Raw genomic sequence first — 18757 nt, 5'->3', positions numbered from 1 at the left:
ATGTCCCAGTCTTCCGCCACCACCCAGCCTTCCCCGAGCCAGGCCTTGCCCCTGCCCGCTCAAGCGCATGCAAACGCGAATGCGCACGCGGGCCGTTCCACGCTCCACTACCTCAAGCAAAACTTCCGCGAGTACGGCATGTTGATCATGCTGATCGCGATCATGGCTTTCTTCCAGGTCATGACCGAGGGCACGCTGATGCAGCCCTTGAACCTCACCAACCTGGTGCTGCAAAACAGCTACATCGTCATCATGGCCTTGGGCATGTTGCTCGTCATCGTGGCAGGTCACATCGACCTGTCGGTGGGCTCGGTCTGCGGCTTCATCGGCGCGCTGGCCGCGGTGCTGATGGTGCAGTACGAATGGCACTTCCTGCCCGCGACGCTGGTTTGCCTGCTGTGCGGTGGACTGATCGGCGCGGTCCAGGGCTGGTTCGTGGCTTTCTCGCGCATCCCCTCCTTCATCGTCACGCTGGCGGGCATGCTGGTCTTCAAGGGCCTGGCGCTGGCGCTGCTGGCGGGCCAGTCGGTGGGGCCATTCCCCGATGCCTTCCAAATGCTCAGCTCGGGCTTCATCCCCGACTTCTTCAACGCCGAGAATCTGCGCCTCACCTCCCTGTGGCTGGGCGTGGCCGCCGCCGCGGCCTTGACCTTGGCGGTGCTGCGCTCCCGCGCCAAGCGGCTGCGCCATGGCATGCAGGTTGAGCCTCCGGCCCTGTTCAGCCTCAAGACCGCCGTGTTCGCCGCCCTGCTGATTTACTTCAGCTACCTGCTGGCGTCCTACAAGGGGCTGCCCAATGTGCTGGTCGTGATGGCCGTGCTGATCGTGCTGTTCGACTTCGTCACCAGCCGCACCACCGTGGGCCGCCGCCTCTACGCCATGGGCGGCAACGAAAAAGCAGCCAAGCTGTCTGGCATCAAGACCGAACGCCTGGCCTTCTACGCCTTCGTCAACATGGGCGTGCTGGCCGCGCTGGCCGGTCTGGTGTTCGCCGCGCGCTTGAACACGGCAACGCCCAAGGCTGGACTGGGCTTTGAGCTGGATGTGATCGCCGCCTGCTTCATCGGCGGTGCCTCGGCCTCGGGGGGCGTGGGCAAGGTGCTGGGCGCGGTGATTGGCGCCTTCGTCATGGGCGTGATGAACAACGGCATGTCCATCCTGGGCATCGGCATCGACTACCAGCAGGTCATCAAGGGCGTGGTGCTGCTGGCGGCGGTACTGGTCGATGTCTACGGCAAGAACAAGACCTGAAGTCTGGAACACCATGAGCAGCCTATCCCCAACGCCCGTACTGGAGCTCAGCGGCATCCACAAGCAGTTCGCGGGCATCCCGGTGCTGCGCGACGTGCAACTGCGCCTCTACCCCGGCGAGATCCACGCGCTGATGGGCCAGAACGGCGCGGGCAAGTCCACGCTGATCAAGGTGCTGACCGGCGCGCTGCCGCCCAGCGGCGGGCAAATGCGGTTGACGGGAACCGAGTCAGCCGGCGAACCGATCTCCGCCTGGCCGGATTCGCCGCTGGCCGCGCAGCGCATGGGCATCAGCACCGTCTACCAGGAAGTCAACCTCTGCCCCAACCTGTCGGTGGCGGAGAACATCTACGCGGGCCGTTACCCACGCAAATCTTGGCTCCAAGGTGGGCGCATCGACTGGACCGCGGTCCACCAGCACGCGCGTGAACTCGTGGCCCGCGTGGGCCTGGACATCGACGTGACCCGCCTGCTGTCCGACTACCCGGTGGCGGTGCAGCAACTGGTGTCCATCGCGCGCGCGCTCAGCATTGAATCCCGCGTCCTCATTCTGGACGAACCCACGTCCAGCCTGGACGATGACGAAGTGCGCAAGCTCTTCGACGTGCTGCGCCGCTTGCGTGACGAGGGCTTGTCCATCGTGTTCGTCACGCACTTCCTGAACCAGGTCTATGCCATTTCGGACCGCATCACCGTGCTGCGCAACGGCAGTTGGGTGGGCGAGTGGCGGGTCGGGGATTTGCCGGCCCCGGCCTTGATCGCGGCCATGCTGGGCCGTGAATTGGCCGCATCCTCCACCCAGCGGCAGGCGGAACCCGCCTTCGATGCCACCCAGCCTGCCTTGTTGGAGGTGGACGGTCTGGGCCAGGGCGGCCAGCTTCAGCCCATGGACCTGCGCCTGCGCGCGGGCGAGGTGGTCGGGCTGGCCGGATTGCTGGGCGCGGGCCGCACCGAGCTGGCACGCCTGCTGTTCGGGCTGGAACTGCCAGACCGCGGCGTGCTGCGCATCGACGGCCAGGTGAGGACGTTCTCCAACCCCATGGACGCGATCCGCCATGGCTTGGCCCTGTGCCCCGAGGAGCGCAAGACCGATGGCATCGTCGCCGACCTGTCGGTGCGCGAAAACATCGCCCTGGCCTTGCAGGCCCGCCAGGGCATGGGCCGCTTCATCTCGCGGGCCGAACAAAGCGCGCTGGCGCAGCGTTACGTGGATCTCCTGGGCATCAAGACCGCGAGCGTGGAAACGCCGATCGGCCTCTTGTCCGGCGGCAACCAGCAAAAAGCCATCCTGGCGCGCTGGCTCGCCACCGAACCGCGCCTGCTGATCCTGGACGAACCCACGCGCGGCATCGACGTGGCCGCCAAGCAAGAAATCATGGACCAGATCCTGCGCCTGGCGCAGGCCGGCATGGCCGTGCTCTTCATCTCGTCCGAAATGAGCGAGGTGGTGCGTGTCGCGCACCGCATCGTGGTGCTGCGCGACCGCCAGAAGGTCGGTGAACTGCCCGCGGGCAGCAGCGAGGACGCCGTTTACGAGTTGATTGCCGCAGGATGAACCGCCCCAACCCCAGCGCCACGAGCGCACCTTTGACCGTCTCCGTCTTGACCGCCTTGTTGCGGCACCGCTTGGCTTGGCCCCTGTTGACGCTGTTGCTGCTGCTGGCGGTGAACACGGCGTTCAACGACAGCTTTCTGCACATCGAGTGGCGCGATGGCCACCTGTACGGCAGCCTGATCGACATCCTGAACCGCGCCGCGCCCCTGGTGCTGGTCGCCCTGGGCATGACCATGGTGATCGCCACGCGCGGGATCGACATCTCGGTCGGCGCGGTGGTGGCCATCGCCGCGGCCGTGGCAGCCTGGATGATCGGCGGCTCGGTCGCGGGGGATGAAAGCCGCTTCCCCCTGCCGCTGGCCCTGCTGGGTGCGGTCGGTATCGCCGCGCTGTGCGGTCTGTGGAACGGTCTGCTCGTCGCACGGGTCGGCATGCAACCCATCATTGCCACGCTGATCCTGATGGTGGCGGGCCGCGGCATCGCGCAGCTCATCACCGACGGGCAGATCATCACCATCTACTACAAGCCCTACTTCTTCCTGGGCGGCGGGTACTTCGCGGGCCTGCCCTTCTCCCTCTTCGTGGTGGCGGCGATCTTTGTCTTGCTCTACCTCGCCGTCACCCGCACGGCGCTGGGCCTCTTCATCCAGGCCGTGGGCATCAACCCATCGGCGGCCCGGGTGGCTGGCGTGAAATCGGGGCGACTGATCCTGGGCGCCTACGTCTTTTGCGGCGTGTGCGCGGGCATCGCTGGGCTGCTGATCAGCTCCAACGTGAAAAGCGCCGATGGCAACAACGCAGGGCAGTTGCTGGAGCTGGACGCCATCCTGGCCGTGACCTTGGGCGGCACCTCGCTGCTGGGGGGGCGATTCAGCCTGGTGGGCAGCGTGATCGGCGCCTTGATCATCCAGACGCTGACCTACGCCATCTATTCCCTGGGCGTTCCACCTGAGATCAATCTGGTGGTCAAGGCAGGCGTCGTGTTCGTGGTGATGCTCTTGCAGTCGCCGGAGTTCCGCGCCGAATTGGGGGTGCTCGTGCGCCGCAGCGTGTCCAAGGAGGCTTGGTGATGCGCACCTCGTCCACGTCCTTGTCCAACACCTCGTCGCTCTCCCCGTCCGCGCCATTGCCAGCGGGTGCCGCCGAGGCGGCCTCTTCGGCGGGCCACCCCTCACCTTTCCTGTTCTCGGGCATGAACGCCAAATACCTGCCGCTCGCGGCCACCACCTCCCTCTTCGTGCTCATGGCCGCCTTGGGGTCGATGCTGTATCCCGGCTTCTTCTCGGTCCAGGTGTTCTTGAACCTGCTGATCGACAACGCCTTCTTGATCATCGTCGCGATCGGCATGACCTTCGTGATCCTGTCCGGCGGCATCGACCTGTCGGTGGGCTCCGTCGTGGCCTTGAGCACCATGGTGCTGGCGACCTTGGTCGAACACCATGGCTGGAGCCCGCTGGCGGCGATTCCCCTGGTGCTGCTGATGGGCGCGAGCTTTGGCGCGTTCATGGGCTTCCTGATCCAACGCTACCGGCTGCAACCCTTCGTGGTGACGCTGGCGGGCATGTTCCTGGCACGGGGCCTGTGCTACCTGATCAGCATTGACTCGATCACCATCACCCACGAAGGCTATTCCGAATTGGCCCAGTGGCGCTTGCCGCTGGGTGAAACGGCCTCGATCTCCCTGGGCGCGCTGATCGCCGTCGGGTTGCTGCTGGCCGCCATCTTCGTGGCCCATTGGACGCCCTTCGGCCGCGCGGTCTACGCCGTGGGCGGCAACGAACAGTCGGCGGTGCTGATGGGCTTGCCAGTGCGCCGCACCCTGGTGGGGGCCTACCTGCTCTCGGGCTTCTGCGCGGCACTGGGCGGCGTCGTCTTCACCTTCTACATGCTCTCGGGCTACGGCCTGCACGCCACCGGGATGGAGCTGGACGCGATCGCGGCCGTCGTCATCGGCGGCACCCTGCTGACCGGCGGCGTGGGTTACGTGGCGGGCACGCTCTTCGGCGTGCTGACGCTGGGCATCATCCAGACGCTGATTTCCTTTGACGGAACGCTCAGTTCCTGGTGGACCCGCATCGTCGTGGGTGTGCTGCTGCTCATCTTCTGCCTGCTGCAGCGCGTGCTGGTGCGCAAGCAGGCCCGCGCCCTCTGATTTTTCTTCTCCTCTTTTTTTCTTCGCATCATGACCACCCCTCCGAAAAAGAAACTCCGTTCCACCGAATGGTTCGGCACCGCCGACAAGAACGGCTTCATGTACCGCAGCTGGATGAAGAACCAGGGCATCCCGGACCATGAGTTCGATGGCCGCCCCGTGATCGGCATCTGCAACACCTGGTCGGAACTCACGCCCTGCAACGCGCATTTCCGCAAGATCGCCGAGCACGTCAAGCGCGGCATCTACGAGGCGGGTGGTTTTCCGGTGGAGTTCCCGGTGTTCTCCAACGGTGAATCCAACCTGCGCCCCACCGCCATGCTGACGCGCAACCTCGCCAGCATGGACGTGGAAGAGGCTATCCGCGGCAACCCCATCGACGCGGTGGTGCTGCTGGTGGGCTGCGACAAGACCACGCCCGCGCTGCTGATGGGCGCGGCCAGCTGCGACGTGCCCGCCATCGTGGTCACGGGCGGCCCCATGCTCAACGGCAAGTTGGATGGCAAGGACATCGGCTCGGGCACGGCGGTGTGGCGCCTGCATGAATCGCTGAAGGCGGGTGAGATCAACGAGCACCAATTCTTCGCGGCCGAGGCCGGGATGTCGCGCTCGGCCGGCACCTGCAACACCATGGGCACGGCCTCCACCATGGCGTGCATGGCCGAGGCGCTGGGCACCTCGCTGCCGCACAACGCGGCCATTCCCGCCGTGGACGCGCGCCGTTACGTGCTGGCCCACATGTCGGGCCGACGCATCGTGGAGATGGTGCACGAGGACCTGCGCCTGTCCAAGATCCTCACGCGCGAAGCCTTCGAGAACGCCATCCGCACCAACGCGGCGATCGGCGGCTCGACCAATGCCGTGATCCACCTCAAGGCCATCGCGGGACGCATCGGCGTTCAACTGGAGCTGGAGGACTGGACCCGCATCGGCCGCGGCACCCCCACCCTGGTGGACTTGCAGCCCTCGGGCCGCTTCCTGATGGAAGAGTTCTACTACGCCGGTGGCCTGCCCGCCGTGCTGCGCCGCCTGGGCGAGAACAAGCTGCTGCCGCACCCGAACGCGCTCACCGTCAATGGCAAGAGCCTGTGGGACAACGTGCGCGAAGCGCCGCAGTACAACGACGAGGTGATTCGCCCCATCAACAAACCGCTGATCGCCGACGGGGGCATCTGCATCCTGCGCGGCAACCTGGCGCCACGCGGCGCGGTGCTCAAGCCCTCAGCGGCCTCGCCCGAGCTGCTCAAACACCGAGGCCGCGCCGTGGTGTTCGAGAACCTGGAGCACTACAAGGAACGCATCGTCGACGAGAACCTGGACATCGACGCGAGCTGCGTGATGGTGATGAAGAACTGCGGCCCCCGGGGCTATCCGGGCATGGCCGAGGTCGGCAATATGGGCCTGCCGCCCAAGCTGCTCAGACAAGGCGTGAAGGACATGGTGCGCATCTCCGACGCGCGCATGAGCGGCACGGCCTACGGCACGGTGGTGCTGCATGTCGCGCCCGAAGCCGCGGCGGGCGGCCCCTTGGCCGCCGTGCGCGACGGTGACTTCATCGAACTCGATTGCGAACAAGGCCGCCTGCACCTGGACATCAGCGAAGCCGAACTGGCCCAGCGCATGCAGGCGCTCAAGAATGCCGACATGGGCGGTCGCGGCGGCTACCAGCGCCTGTACGTGGACCACGTGCTACAGGCCGACGAGGGCTGCGACTTCGATTTTCTGGTGGGCTGCCGCGGGTCTGCGGTGCCTCGCCACTCGCACTGATATGCCCCCCTGCGCCGCTTCGCGTCTTCCCCCCGCTCTCGCAACGCAACGCGTTGCGGGCAGGGGGACGCTCCCAGTGGCCCGGCAAAGCCGGTTCCACGGGAGCCCTGGATGTGGGCCCAGCGCTCCGGATGGACCGTACATGCGATGCCCCGCTTTCACGCCTTACTTTTGATTCTCTGATCTGACCATGACTGCTTCCGCTCGCGCTCCGCGCTACCAAGGCATCTTCCCCGTGGTGCCGACCATCTTCCATGAGAACGGCGAACTGGACCTGGAAGGCCAGAAACGCTGCCTGGATTTCATGATCGACGCGGGCGTGGATGGCCTGTGCATCCTGGCCAACTTCTCCGAGCAGTTCTCGCTCTCCGATGAAGAGCGTGAAATCCTCACGCGCACTTCCCTCACGCACGTGGCCGGTCGTGTGCCGGTGATCGTCACCACCACCCACTACGGCACCAGCGTCTGCGCGGCCCGCAGCCGGCGCGCGCAGGACATGGGCGCGGCCATGGTGATGATCATGCCGCCCTACCACGGCGCCACCTTCCGCGTGCCCGAGGCGCAGATCCACGAGTTCTACGCGCGGGTCTCCGACGCCATCGACATTCCCATCATGGTGCAAGACGCCCCCGCCAGCGGCACGGTGCTGTCGGCGCCCTTCCTCGCGCGCATGGCGCAGGAGATCGAACACCTGGCGTACTTCAAGATCGAGGTGCCGGGCGCCGCCAACAAGTTGCGAGAGTTGATCCGCCTGGGTGGCGCGGCCATTGAAGGCCCCTGGGACGGCGAGGAAGCCATCACGCTGCTGGCCGACCTGGACGCAGGCGCCACCGGCGCCATGACCGGCGGCGGCTTTCCCGATGGCATCCGCCCCATCATCGTGGCCCACCGCGAAGGCAAGGCCGACCTGGCTTTCGAGCTGTACCAACGTTGGCTGCCCCTGATCAACCACGAGAACCGCCAAGGTGGCATCCTCACCGCCAAGGCCTTGATGAAAGCGGGCGGCGTGATCGCCTGCGAAGCGGGTCGTCACCCCTTTCCGCCCATGCACCCCGAGGTGCGCCGCGGCCTGCTGGACATCGCGCGCCGGCTGGACCCGTTGGTGCTGCGCTGGGCGCGCTGACGGTCATGGCCGCGATCCACACCTCACGAACCACCGGCCTGATCGGACTGGACTGGGGCACGACATCGCTGCGCGCCTACCGCATGGACGCCACGGGGCGCGTGCTGGAAACCCGCCAACGGCCCTGGGGCATCATGCGCCTGCCCCAGCCCAGCGACGGCAACGCGGCGCCCGGCGCGGGCTTCGAGTTGGCCTTCGCCGAGAGCTGCGGTGACTGGCTGGACGCGCACCCCGCGCTGCCGGTGATCGCCTGTGGCATGGTGGGCAGCGCCCAGGGCTGGAAGGAAGCGGCTTACCTGGAGGCGCCCCTGCCCCTGGCCCGCATCGGCGCGCACCTGACCGTGATCGAACGGCCAGGAGGAACCGCCGTGCATGTCGTGCCGGGGCTGATCCAGCGCCAGGGTTTGCCGAACGTGATGCGCGGCGAAGAGACCCAGGTGCTGGGCACCGTCGCCGCGTTGGACGACGACGGGTCCGACCGCGAGTGGCTGATCGGGCTGCCCGGCACGCACTCGAAATGGGTGAGCGTGAGCCCCGGGTCGACACCGGGCAAGGCCAGCGAGGGAGCGAGCGTGAGTCGCTTCGAAACCTTCATGACCGGCGAGGTGTACGCGGCCTTGCGCGAGCACACCCTCTTGGGCCGCACCATGAAAGCCACACCCCATCCCGATTGGGCGGCCTTCGAGCGCGGGCTGCGCGTGGCCGGTGAGCCCGAGGGCGCGGCCGGTCCCTTGTCCACCATCTTCAGCACCCGCACCTTGGGCCTCACAGGCGCGCTGCCCCCGACCGCCCAGGCCGACTACCTCTCGGGCTTGCTGATCGGCCACGAAATCGTGGCGCTGGCGGGGCTGCTGCGCGCGCGGCAGGCGCGACCGCGCATCCTGCTCTGCGGCGAACCCGATTTGTGCCACCGCTACACCCTGGCCCTGCGCCACCACGGCCTGCCTGAACCGGCACGGGCCGAACACGCCACCGAACGCGGCCTCTGGCGACTGGCCCTCGCTGCCGACCTGGTGGAAGCCACCACCCCCATGCACACGACGCCATGAGTCATCCCGACCTCTCCAGCACCTTGGCCCAATGCGGCCTCATCGCCATCCTGCGAGGGCTGCGGCCCGAAGAGGCCGTGGACATCGGTCGCGGTCTCTACAAAGCGGGCTTTCGCCTGATTGAAGTACCGCTGAATTCGCCCGAACCGCTGGAGAGCCTGCGCCTCCTGCGCAATGGCCTGCCCCACGACTGCCTGGTCGGCGCGGGCACGGTGATCGACCCCGCCGACTGCGCACGCATCCGCCAAGCCGGCGGCGAATTCATCGTCATGCCGCACAGCGACGCCGCCGTGATCCGGGCCGCGCGGACGGCAGGGCTGGCCTGCTGCCCCGGCGTGGCCACGCTGACCGAGGCCTATGCCGCACTGGCCGCTGGCGCGGACGCGCTCAAGCTTTTTCCCGCCGAACAACTCGGCCCCAAGGCCTTGCAGGCCTGGCGCAGCGTGCTGCGCCCACCCGTGATGCTGTTGCCCGTGGGCGGCATCACGCCCTCGCACCTGGCGCCTTACGTGCAGGCGGGCGCGAGCGGCTTCGGTCTGGGCTCGGCCTTGTACAAGCCCGGCTTCGACGCGGCGGAAGTGGCTCGGCGCGCCCGCGATTTCGTCGCGGCCTGGCGCGAAGCACGCAGTGACGAAGGAGCACGGGCATGAAGATCACCAAGCTCAGCACCTTCATCGTCCCGCCGCGCTGGTGCTTTCTGAAGATCGAGACCGACTCAGGCATCGTCGGCTGGGGCGAACCGGTAGTCGAAGGCCGCGCGCATTCGGTGGCCGCCGTGGTGGACGAACTTTCTGACTACCTCGTGGGCAAGGACCCCCGCAACATCGAAGACCATTGGACGGTGCTCTACCGCGGCGGCTTCTACCGGGGCGGGGCCTTGCACATGAGCGCGCTGGCGGGCATCGACCAAGCGCTGTGGGACATCAAGGGCAAGCACCTGGGCGTGCCGGTGTCGCAGCTGCTGGGCGGCAATGTGCGCGACAAGATCCGCGTCTATTCCTGGATCGGCGGTGACCGGCCCGCCGACACAGCCGCCGCGGCTCAGCGCGCGGTCGAACGTGGCTTCACCGCCGTCAAGATGAATGGCACCGAGGAGTTGCAGTACATCGACAGCCACGACAAGGTCGACAAATGCCTGGAGAACGTCGCCGCCGTGCGTGACGCGGTCGGCCCCAACGTCGGCATCGGGGTGGACTTCCACGGCCGCGTGCACAAGCCCATGGCCAAGGTGCTCATCAAGGAACTCGCGCCCTACAAGCTCATGTTCATCGAGGAGCCGGTGCTCAGCGAACACTACGAGGCCCTGAAGGAACTCGCGCCCCTGAGCGCCACACCCATCGCCTTGGGCGAGCGCCTCTACTCACGTTGGGACTTCAAGCGCATCCTGTCGGAGGGCTACGTGGACATCATCCAGCCCGACCCTTCGCACGCAGGCGGCATCACCGAGACCCGCAAGATCGCCATGATGGCCGAGGCCTACGACGTCGCCCTGGCCCTGCACTGCCCGCTGGGCCCCATCGCGCTGGCCACCTGCCTGCAACTCGACGCCGGTTGCTACAACGCCTTCATCCAGGAGCAGAGCCTGGGCATCCACTACAACGCCAGCAACGACCTGCTGGACTACGTGGTCAACCGTGAGGCTTTCGCCTACGAAAACGGCATGGTGACCATCCCGCAAGGCCCGGGCCTCGGCATCGAGATCAACGAGGACTACGTGAAGGAGCGCGCGGCCGTCGGCCACCGCTGGCGCAACCCGGTCTGGCGGCACGCGGACGGTAGTTTCGCGGAGTGGTGACGGGGGTGGCGCGCCGGGGCATGCTATTGCGTGCACCCAAAGTCGCAACCTGTCGTTACGGAAAGCCTTACTGGATTTGAGAGGCTGCTCTGCAGCGATAGGTACCGACTGCGCCTGAGCCGTCACGTTCCGGTGTAGTTCACACAGCGGTCATCCGCTTGCCCACGCCCTTGGTCGATTCGACGGCTGGGATCAGGTGACGCTCCGACATTGGCAGCGCGCCGAATCTCAGTCGCGACTTGAAGGTCCGTTGTTGACGAGTGCGAATAGATGCTGCCGACCCAAAGCGGGTGTTCAAAGGCAGGCCTTTAGCGCCTCTTAGCAGACGCTCAAAATTTTCTTATCAGGCAAGTGCTTAATCGTGCAGCCATCGGAGGGCTACTCCATATTCTTTTCAAATTTGAACATCTCATCGCTGCCCTCCTCACCCAGATTGAGGCTTGGCTGATGGTGAGGGTCAGGATTGCTCTTGTTATAGAACTCCACAATCTTGAAACCACATTTGTTGACGTAGAAGTGGATGTTCCTCTTCTCGAAATATGGGGTGACTGTCTCCCAAACCCTGGTCGATGGATACGCCTTTTCGATGGCTTGCCACGCACGAAGTCCAAGGCCGCGACTTTGTTGATTTGTAGAAACAAAAAAAAATGAAAGTGTGTTGCGTCTGCTCTTCTCGTCTACAGAGACCACCGCTCCACCGACCCGCTCTCCATTGGCCATGATCCAATGCGCGACCGAGCCTGGCGCGCTGAGCGAATGCGCAACGTCATCGTCGGACGGAATGGGTTCATCCAGCGGGTGTCCGAACTCGGCAATCGCGGCAACGCTGAAAGATTCTTGCAGTGCCAATGTGAATTCTTTGAAGCTGCTTGGCTGCGCGGTGAGCAGCGTCACTGGGGCTTTCTCATTAGGGGGAGGCACGTCTCTTTCTCCTGCGGAATGCGACACTAAGAAGCTGCGGCAACTTTGGATGTTGGATTGGGCCACGACAAGGTGAAGATCGTCCCGCCCTTGACCGGTAACGATCTCCGCAGCCATTCAAGCGACCGACGATGACTGACCGAGATAGCCTGAAACTGTCATCGCTATGGCAAAGAGTCCGGCGGTAGCGGTTTCCGCCAGACTGGGAGCGACCGACGTGTCGCGCGGTCTCTTCCCGAAACGGGCTCAAGAACAGCAGCGCGCGCCGAGGTGTTCCATGCGCCCCCCAGCCAATTCCACCTACAGCCGGAACACCTGCACCGCGTGCGCCAGCGTGTCCGCGCCGGATTTCAGGTCGGCAGACGCTCCAGCGGATTGCTCGGCCAGGGCCGCGTTCTGTTGCGTGAGTTCGTCCAGGCGGTTGATAGCGTCGTTGACCTGGGCAACGCCCAGGGTCTGCTCGTGCGCGGCGGTGCTGATTTGGTTGATCAGCGCGCCCACCTCGCGCACGGCGGCCACCACGTCGGCGATGGTCTGGTTGGCGTGCTGCATGCGCTGCGCGCCGTTGCCGATCTGGGCGGAGGACTGGGCGATCAAGTCGCGGATTTGCTTGGCGGCGGCACCGCTGCGCTGGGCCAAGGCGCGCACCTCGCTGGCCACGACGGCGAAGCCCTTGCCCGCGTCGCCCGCGCGCGCGGCTTCGACGGCGGCATTGAGCGCCAGCAGATTGGTCTGAAAGGCGATGCCTTCGATGGTGTTGACGATGTCGCCCATCTTGCTGGCCGAGCGCTGGATTTCCCCCATCAGCTGACTCAGCTCTTGCACGGACGCGCCGCCCTGGGTCGCGACCTGGGTGCTGCGCTCGCTGTGGCCCAGCACCTCGGAGGCGATCTGCGCGGTGTTCTTGATGGTGCCGGAGATCTGCTCCATCGAGGACGCCGTTTGCTCTAGGCTGCTGGCCTGAGACTCGGCGCGCAAAGCCAGGTTCTTGCTGCCATCGGCCATCTCGCTGGCGGCGGAGTAAAAGCTGGCAGCCTGCCGGTTCACGTCGCCGATCACGGCACGCAGGTTGATCTGCACCTGGCGCAAATTGCCCAGCGTGCGCGCCATGTCGCTGTAGGGGCTCGGGTCCAGCTCGGTCTTGAGGTTGCAGGCGGCCAGGTCACGCGCGAAGCGCTCCACCTGCCGCATGGGATGCACGAGGAATTTCTGGAACCAGGCCAGCATGATGCCCGTGCCCAGCAGCAGGCCGAGCAGCTGCGCCCCGCCCGTGAGCCCTGGCCCCCAGCCCAGCCAGGCGCCCAATGCCCAGGGCAGCATGCCCAGGGCCACCACCATCAGCAAGGCTGCGCCCATGCGCAGCGAGAGGCTGCGCTCGAACCAGCCCACCGTGAGGCTGCTGATCAAGCCCTTGAGGCCATGCCAACGAACCCGGCCATGCTCCAGGTGGAAGCTGGGCCGACCGGCCTGGGTCTCTTCGTTCAAGCGCTGGTAGAGCGCGGCCGTGGCCTCGATCTCGGCGCGGGAGGGTTTGGTGCGCACCGACAAGTAGCCGATGGGCTTGCCGTCTTCCATGATGGGCGTGACGTTGGCGCGCACCCAGTAGTAGCGCCCGTCCTTGCGGCGGTTCTTGACCAGCCCCGTCCAGGGACGGCCGCGCCCGATGGTGCGCCAGAGGTCACGGAAGCCTTCGGCAGGCATGTCCGGGTGGCGCACGATGTTGTGGTTCTCGCCGATGAGTTCGTCGGCAGCGTAGCCGCTGGTCTCGAAGAAGGCCGCATTGCCATGCACGATGTGGCCGCGCGTGTCGGTCATGGACACGAGCATCACGTGAGCCGGATAGTCGTATTCCTGATCGATGACGGGCAGATTGACGCGCACGTGGACTCCTTGTTGCCGTTGATATTGCGACTGCTGATCGCTCAGCGATTTTCGCCTGCGCGATGCGCAAACCTCTCCTCAGGAATCGATGCTAATAAGGAAATGCCTTGCCGTAAAACCACTTCGGGTCTTTGCGCAAGCTGCGTTTGATCCACGTCAAACTTTACGCAAGCCTCCCACGCGCACCCCGAGCAAGCGAAAGCGGCGCTGCAGATCCACGCGCTTGAGGCACAGCCCCGCGGCGCGGCGGATGGCCTGCGCGTCGGCGGTGTGAAAGTCCAGGGTCTGGTCACGCGTGACGCTCTTGAAGTCCGCGTAGCGCAGCTTGACGCCGATGGTGCGACCTTCGTAGCCCTTGCGCTGCAAGTCGGCGGCCACGCGCTCGCACAGACTGGTGAAGATGGCGGCCAGCTCGGCTTTGTCGCGCACGGCGTGCAGGTCGCGATCGAAGGTGGTTTCGCGACTCACCGACACGGGCTCGCTCTCGGTCACCACCGGCCGTTCGTCACGCCCCCAGGCGGCTTCATGCAGCCACGCGCCATAGCTGCGACCAAAGCGTTCGACCAACTCGCTGCGCGAGCGCGCAGCAAGTTCACCGATGGTGACTATGCCCAGCGCCTGCAACTTCTCGTCGGTCTTGGGACCGATGCCATTGATCTTGCGGCAGGGCAGCGGCCAGATCTTGTCCTGCAGTTCTTCCGTCTGCACGATCGAAATACCATTGGGCTTGTTGAACTCGCTCGCCATCTTGGCCAGCAGCTTGTTGGGCGCGACGCCGATGGAACAGGTCAGGCCGGTGGCCTCGGCGATGCTTTTCTGGATCAGACGGGCCAAGGTACGCCCGCCCTCGCGCTGGCCGCCCGGTACCTCGGTGAAGTCAATGTAGACCTCGTCCACCCCGCGGTCTTCCATCACCGGCGCGATCTCCAGGATGACTTCCTTGAAGCGGCGCGAGTAGCGGCGGTACTCGTCGAAATCCACCGGCAGCAAGATGGCCTGTGGGCAGAGCTTGGCGGCTTTCATGAGCCCCATGGCGGAGCCCACGCCGAACTGGCGTGCCGCATACGTGGCGGTGGTGATGACACCGCGGCCTGTGTAGTTCGTGAGCAGAGGGAACGCCTCGACCGGGATCTCGGCCAGCGGCAAACCCTCGTGGGCTTTCAAGAGGGCGTCGTCGGCGCGCCGGCGCGAACCCCCAATGACCACCGGCAGGCCCTTGAGCTGGGGGTAACGCAGCAGTTCCACCGAGGCATAAAAAGCATCCATGTCCAGGTGGGCGATGCGCCTGGAGGTTGCTTGCGCCAAGGCGGATCGCGCCGGTGGCGACGCGGCGTCGTCGTCATCGAACAGACTGGGCTCGGGCAAGTGCGGCCCCGGCGCTCAGGCCACGGGATACGTCCCCGGCACCAGGATGCTGCGGTCCACGCCCTGCAAATTGCGGTGGCCGCAAAAGGCCATGGTCGTGTCCAGTTCCTTGTGCAGGATCTGCAGCGCTTTCGTCACGCCCGCCTCGCCCATGGCGCCCAGGCCGTAGACCATGGCGCGGCCGATCATCGTGCCCTTGGCACCGAGGGCCCAGGCGCGCAACACGTCCTGGCCGGAGCGGATGCCGCCATCCATCCAGACCTCGATCTTCGAGCCGACCTCGCTCACGATGGCGGGCAGCGCGGCGATGGAAGACGGCGCACCGTCGAGCTGGCGCCCGCCATGGTTGCTGACCACGATGGCATCGGCCCCGCTGGCCACGGCCTGTTTGGCATCTTCCACGTCCATGATGCCCTTGAGGATGAGCTTGCCGCCCCACTGCTCCTTGACCCAGGCCACGTCGGCCCAGGACAGGCGCGGGTCGAACTGTTCGTTGGTCCAGACCGCGAGCGACTTCATGTCGCTGACCGCTTGCACGTGGCCCACGAGGTTGCGGAAGGTGTGGCGACGGGTACCCGCCATGCCGAAACACCAGCGCGGCTTGGTCGCGAGGTTGAGGATGTTCTTGAGCGTGGGGCGCGGCGGCGCGGTCAATCCGTTCTTCAGGTCCTTGTGACGCTGGCCGATGACCTGCAAGTCGAGCGTGAGCACCAGGGCCGAGCACTTCGCGTCCTTGGCACGCTGGATCATGCGCTTCATCGCCTCGCGGTCGCGCATCATGTAGAGCTGGAACCAGAACGGCGCGCTGGTGTGCTCGGCGATGTCCTCGATGGAGCAAATGCTCATGGTCGAGAGCGTGAAGGGAATGCCGAACTTCTCGGCCGCGCGCGCGGCGTGGATCTCGCCATCGGCGTGCTGCATGCCCGTCAGCCCCACCGGCGCGATGGCCACGGGCATCTTGGCATCGATGCCGATCATCTTCACCGCGGTGCTGCGGCCTTCCATGTTCACCGCCACACGCTGGCGGAACTTGATGGACTGGAAATCCGCTTCGTTGGCGCGGTAGGTGCTCTCAGTCCAAGAACCGCTGTCCGCGTAGTCGTAGAACATGCGCGGCACGCGCTTCTCGGCCAAGCGGCGGAGGTCTTCGAGGTTGGTGATGACGGTCATGGAAGCTGCGGGTGATCGACGAAGCGGGCATTATCTGCGCAGCGCGCTTGCCCGATCTGCACCTCGCGCGCCATACATCACCAACCCCGAACACCGGGCTTATTCATAGTGGGTCCACATCCTGAGCACACGCACGGTCCGCTCCTTGTTGAACACCTCGTAGACGAGGCGGTGCTGGATGTTGATGCGCCTGGAATACGCACCCGCCAAGTCACCCACCAGCTTTTCATACGGCGGCGGATTTTGAAACGGGTCTTGGACGAGAAGGGCCAGAAGTTCCTGGGCTTTGGGTTTCAGGCCCGCTGCGGCGAGCTTCTTGGCGTCCTTCTGTGCAGGCCTGGCAAAGACAACTTGCCAACTCACCAGTCCAATTCCTTGGCGCTCTTGTCCAGGGGTTCGGCCATGCCTTCCTTGATCGATTCGCGCATACCAGGCACGGCCAGCAGATGCAGGGTCTCCTGTATGGCTTGCCAATCTTCCGCCGACACCAGCACCGCGCCCTGGCGCTTGCCCGCGATGTGGATGGGCTGATGCGACTCGGCTGCCTGGTCGATGAGACGGTACAGATTGGCGCGCGCCTCGCTAGCAGTGAGAGTGGTCATGGGGAATCTCCGATGCGATCAGATCGTACGCATTTGCGCACGTATCGTCAATCAGAAATCCTCTTCACGGCAACTCAAGCGCAGGACTCCCCGGGCGCATGATGGGTACAGGCCAATGTGGCCTCTGCACCCGCCTCACCCGCCTTCGGCGGCCCGGCGTGAAAGGCCTCCGCGCTGGTGTCGTAGCCCTTCTCTTGCAGAAAAGCCACCAGCCCCGCGTCCATGGAATTGGCATGGCCCGGGAACCATTCGACCAGGGCCTCGATCATGCTGCCGATGTACTCGGTCTCGCCTGCCAAGGCGCGGCGCTCGACTTCCTTCATCACGTCCAACACGTTCTTGTGCTGGCTGAAATGGCAGAAATCGGGGGCAATGCCGCAGGCCAGCATCCAGCGCTCTTCCTGCCCGAAATGCTCGACCGTGTGCGCGACCAGTTGCTGGTAGACGATGAGCTTGTCCGCGGGCGCGGCCGCGGTCGTGGCGTTGACCAGGTCCACGAACTCCTGGTGGGTGTGGTCGGTGCGGGCATCGCCGAGGGCGAGTTCGTCGCTCCAGCTCAGGGTGTTGGGAGACAGAGACATGGTTCCTCCAATGCTCGGGTTCAGATGGCGCCCAGTGGATCGCCTTAGCCCAGGCGCGCGCGGTGTCGCGCGATTTGCTGGCGCACCTGCGCGGGCGCGGTGCCGCCCACGGTGTTGCGCGCGTTGAGCGAGCCGCGCAGGCTCAGCACCTCGTACACGTCTTTCTCGATGCTCTTGTTGAATTGCTGCAGCACCGTCAAGGGCAGTTCGGACAGATCGCAGCTGTGGCTGACGGCGGCCTTGACGGCATGGGCCACGGTCTCGTGCGCGTCACGGAATGGCAGACCTTTTTTGACCAGGTAGTCGGCCAGATCGGTCGCCGTGGCATACCCCTTGAGCGCGGCCTGTTCCATGGCGGGCGCGTTGACGGTGATGCCGCCTTCGAGCTTGCCGGTGGCAGGGTTGAGCTGACCGCCAACCATCTCGCTGAAGATGCGCAGCGTGTCCTTCAAGGTGTCCACCGTGTCGAACAGCGGCTCCTTGTCTTCCTGGTTGTCCTTGTTGTAGGCCAGGGGTTGGCCCTTCATCAGGGTGATCAAGCCCATCAGGTGGCCGACCACGCGCCCCGTCTTGCCGCGCGCAAGTTCGGGCACGTCCGGGTTCTTCTTCTGCGGCATGATGGAACTGCCGGTGGTGAAGCGGTCCGCGATTTTGATGAAGCCGAAGTTCTGGCTCATCCACAGTATCAGCTCCTCGCTCAGGCGGCTGACATGCACCATGACCAGCGAGGCAGCGGCGCTGAATTCGATGGCGAAGTCGCGGTCGCTGACGGCATCCAGGCTGTTCTGGCAGAGGCAGGCCCGGCCTTGTTCGTCCACCATGCCCAGTGTTTTCGCCACGCGCTCGCGGTCCAGCGGGTAGGTGGTGCCAGCCAGCGCCGCGCTGCCCAGGGGCAGGCGGTTGACGCGCTTGCGCACGTCGGCCATGCGCTCGGCATCACGCGCGAACATTTCCACGTAAGCCAGCAGGTGGTGGGCGAAGCTCACCGGTTGCGCCACCTGCAAGTGCGTGAAGCCCGGCAGGATCGTGTCCACGTTCTGCTCGGCCACGCTGAGCAGGGCTTTCTGCAAATCAGAGAGCAGGCCGGTGTTGAGGTCGATCTCGCCACGCAGCCACAGGCGCACATCGGTCGCCACCTGGTCGTTGCGGCTGCGGCCGGTGTGCAGGCGTTTGCCGGCGTCGCCCACCAATTGCGTCAGGCGTGCCTCGATGTTGAGGTGCACGTCTTCCAGGTCGAGTTGCCACTCGAACTGGCCGCTCTCGATCTCGGCGCGGATCTGGGCCATGCCCTTCTGGATGGCGGCCAGGTCATCGGCGCCGATGATTTTTTGGGCGGCGAGCATGTCGGCGTGGGCCAGACTGCCCGTGATGTCGGCTTGCCAGAGGCGCTGATCGAAGAACACGCTGGCCGTGTAGCGCTTGACCAGCTCGCTCATGGGCTCGGAGAACAGGGCCGACCAGGCCTCGGATTTTTTGTCGAGTTGATTGGGGGTGGACATAATTGCGTGGATTCTATCGACCCACCAGCGAATACAAGGAGACAAC

17 protein-coding genes are annotated in these 18757 nt (G+C 65.4%); 9 read left to right on the top strand and 8 right to left on the bottom strand.

Going from position 1 to position 18757, the window contains the following annotated elements; genetic code table 11:
* From mmsB to dgoD, 9 genes are all read left to right on the top strand, one after another.
* Complete coding sequence (mmsB, locus tag ACLBKS_RS07990; RefSeq protein ID WP_410192255.1) at positions 1-1251, top strand: multiple monosaccharide ABC transporter permease; 1251 nt, start codon at positions 1-3, stop codon at positions 1249-1251.
* A gap of 13 nt (positions 1252-1264) precedes the next feature.
* A complete protein-coding gene (locus ACLBKS_RS07985; RefSeq protein ID WP_410192254.1) occupies positions 1265-2806 on the top strand; it encodes a sugar ABC transporter ATP-binding protein in 1542 nt (513 codons plus the stop codon).
* Positions 2803-3876 carry an ABC transporter permease gene (locus ACLBKS_RS07980; RefSeq protein ID WP_410192253.1) on the top strand — a complete coding sequence of 358 codons (1074 nt, stop codon included), beginning with the start codon at positions 2803-2805 and terminating at the stop codon, positions 3874-3876. Before ACLBKS_RS07985 ends, ACLBKS_RS07980 begins: the two co-directional genes overlap by 4 nt.
* A 122-nt stretch (positions 3877-3998) precedes the next feature.
* The gene (yjfF, locus tag ACLBKS_RS07975; RefSeq protein ID WP_410192369.1) at positions 3999-4958 is read left to right on the top strand and encodes a galactofuranose ABC transporter, permease protein YjfF; all 960 of its coding nucleotides are present in this window, start codon (positions 3999-4001) and stop codon (positions 4956-4958) included.
* Positions 4959-4988: 30 nt separating this feature from the next.
* A complete protein-coding gene (locus ACLBKS_RS07970) occupies positions 4989-6725 on the top strand; it encodes an IlvD/Edd family dehydratase (RefSeq protein ID WP_410192252.1) in 1737 nt (578 codons plus the stop codon).
* A 190-nt stretch (positions 6726-6915) separates the two neighbouring features.
* Complete coding sequence (locus ACLBKS_RS07965; protein WP_410192251.1) at positions 6916-7848, top strand: dihydrodipicolinate synthase family protein; 933 nt, start codon at positions 6916-6918, stop codon at positions 7846-7848.
* A 5-nt stretch (positions 7849-7853) separates the two neighbouring features.
* Positions 7854-8897, top strand: a complete 1044-nt coding sequence (locus tag ACLBKS_RS07960) for a 2-dehydro-3-deoxygalactonokinase (RefSeq protein WP_410192250.1) — start codon at positions 7854-7856, stop codon at positions 8895-8897.
* A complete protein-coding gene (locus ACLBKS_RS07955) occupies positions 8894-9547 on the top strand; it encodes a 2-dehydro-3-deoxy-6-phosphogalactonate aldolase (RefSeq protein ID WP_410192249.1) in 654 nt (217 codons plus the stop codon). The genes ACLBKS_RS07960 and ACLBKS_RS07955 overlap by 4 nt, the downstream gene beginning before the upstream one ends.
* Positions 9544-10692, top strand: a complete 1149-nt coding sequence (gene dgoD / locus ACLBKS_RS07950; RefSeq protein WP_410192248.1) for a galactonate dehydratase — start codon at positions 9544-9546, stop codon at positions 10690-10692. Before ACLBKS_RS07955 ends, dgoD begins: the two co-directional genes overlap by 4 nt.
* 378 nt (positions 10693-11070) lie before the next feature.
* On the opposite strand, the gene ACLBKS_RS07945 is transcribed toward dgoD, so the two are convergent.
* The 8 genes from ACLBKS_RS07945 to argH all read right to left on the bottom strand — a co-directional run bounded on the left by ACLBKS_RS07945 (position 11071) and on the right by argH (position 18711).
* Positions 11071-11730 carry a GNAT family N-acetyltransferase gene (locus ACLBKS_RS07945; RefSeq protein ID WP_410192247.1) on the bottom strand — a complete coding sequence of 220 codons (660 nt, stop codon included), beginning with the start codon at positions 11728-11730 and terminating at the stop codon, positions 11071-11073.
* Positions 11731-11913: 183 nt separating this feature from the next.
* Positions 11914-13494, bottom strand: a complete 1581-nt coding sequence (locus tag ACLBKS_RS07940; RefSeq protein ID WP_410192246.1) for a methyl-accepting chemotaxis protein — start codon at positions 13492-13494, stop codon at positions 11914-11916.
* Positions 13495-13650: 156 nt separating this feature from the next.
* Positions 13651-14760 carry a DNA polymerase IV gene (gene dinB, locus ACLBKS_RS07935; protein WP_410192368.1) on the bottom strand — a complete coding sequence of 370 codons (1110 nt, stop codon included), beginning with the start codon at positions 14758-14760 and terminating at the stop codon, positions 13651-13653.
* Between the two features lie 114 nt (positions 14761-14874).
* The gene (locus tag ACLBKS_RS07930; protein WP_410192245.1) at positions 14875-16029 is read right to left on the bottom strand and encodes an L-lactate dehydrogenase; all 1155 of its coding nucleotides are present in this window, start codon (positions 16027-16029) and stop codon (positions 14875-14877) included.
* Positions 16030-16128: 99 nt separating this feature from the next.
* Positions 16129-16392, bottom strand: a complete 264-nt coding sequence (locus ACLBKS_RS07925; protein WP_410192244.1) for a Txe/YoeB family addiction module toxin — start codon at positions 16390-16392, stop codon at positions 16129-16131.
* A complete protein-coding gene (locus ACLBKS_RS07920) occupies positions 16389-16631 on the bottom strand; it encodes a type II toxin-antitoxin system Phd/YefM family antitoxin (RefSeq protein ID WP_410192243.1) in 243 nt (80 codons plus the stop codon). Before ACLBKS_RS07920 ends, ACLBKS_RS07925 begins: the two co-directional genes overlap by 4 nt.
* 74 nt (positions 16632-16705) lie before the next feature.
* Positions 16706-17212, bottom strand: a complete 507-nt coding sequence (locus ACLBKS_RS07915; RefSeq protein WP_410192242.1) for a hemerythrin domain-containing protein — start codon at positions 17210-17212, stop codon at positions 16706-16708.
* A 44-nt stretch (positions 17213-17256) separates the two neighbouring features.
* A complete protein-coding gene (argH, locus tag ACLBKS_RS07910; protein WP_410192241.1) occupies positions 17257-18711 on the bottom strand; it encodes an argininosuccinate lyase in 1455 nt (484 codons plus the stop codon).
* Positions 18712-18757 lie beyond the last annotated feature (46 nt).

The sequence above is a fragment of the Hylemonella sp. W303a genome (genome assembly GCF_046452315.1).
Lineage (GTDB): Bacteria > Pseudomonadota > Gammaproteobacteria > Burkholderiales > Burkholderiaceae_C > Hylemonella.
This window is presented reverse-complemented; position numbering and strand designations above follow the sequence as displayed.

What these genes read in the sequence shown, in the direction of transcription:
- ACLBKS_RS07930 (WP_410192245.1), bottom strand. Translation starts at nt 16,029, where the DNA reads ATGACCGTCATCACCAACCTCGAAGACCTCCGCCGCTTGGCCGAGAAG.
- dinB (WP_410192368.1), bottom strand. Translation starts at nt 14,760, where the DNA reads ATGGATGCTTTTTATGCCTCGGTGGAACTGCTGCGTTACCCCCAGCTC.
- ACLBKS_RS07980 (WP_410192253.1), top strand. Translation starts at nt 2,803, where the DNA reads ATGAACCGCCCCAACCCCAGCGCCACGAGCGCACCTTTGACCGTCTCC.
- ACLBKS_RS07985 (WP_410192254.1), top strand. Translation starts at nt 1,265, where the DNA reads ATGAGCAGCCTATCCCCAACGCCCGTACTGGAGCTCAGCGGCATCCAC.
- yjfF (WP_410192369.1), top strand. Translation starts at nt 3,999, where the DNA reads ATGAACGCCAAATACCTGCCGCTCGCGGCCACCACCTCCCTCTTCGTG.
- argH (WP_410192241.1), bottom strand. Translation starts at nt 18,711, where the DNA reads ATGTCCACCCCCAATCAACTCGACAAAAAATCCGAGGCCTGGTCGGCC.
- mmsB (WP_410192255.1), top strand. Translation starts at nt 1, where the DNA reads ATGTCCCAGTCTTCCGCCACCACCCAGCCTTCCCCGAGCCAGGCCTTG.
- dgoD (WP_410192248.1), top strand. Translation starts at nt 9,544, where the DNA reads ATGAAGATCACCAAGCTCAGCACCTTCATCGTCCCGCCGCGCTGGTGC.
- ACLBKS_RS07955 (WP_410192249.1), top strand. Translation starts at nt 8,894, where the DNA reads ATGAGTCATCCCGACCTCTCCAGCACCTTGGCCCAATGCGGCCTCATC.
- ACLBKS_RS07945 (WP_410192247.1), bottom strand. Translation starts at nt 11,730, where the DNA reads ATGGCTGCGGAGATCGTTACCGGTCAAGGGCGGGACGATCTTCACCTT.
- ACLBKS_RS07915 (WP_410192242.1), bottom strand. Translation starts at nt 17,212, where the DNA reads ATGTCTCTGTCTCCCAACACCCTGAGCTGGAGCGACGAACTCGCCCTC.
- ACLBKS_RS07960 (WP_410192250.1), top strand. Translation starts at nt 7,854, where the DNA reads ATGGCCGCGATCCACACCTCACGAACCACCGGCCTGATCGGACTGGAC.
- ACLBKS_RS07970 (WP_410192252.1), top strand. Translation starts at nt 4,989, where the DNA reads ATGACCACCCCTCCGAAAAAGAAACTCCGTTCCACCGAATGGTTCGGC.
- ACLBKS_RS07965 (WP_410192251.1), top strand. Translation starts at nt 6,916, where the DNA reads ATGACTGCTTCCGCTCGCGCTCCGCGCTACCAAGGCATCTTCCCCGTG.
- ACLBKS_RS07920 (WP_410192243.1), bottom strand. Translation starts at nt 16,631, where the DNA reads ATGACCACTCTCACTGCTAGCGAGGCGCGCGCCAATCTGTACCGTCTC.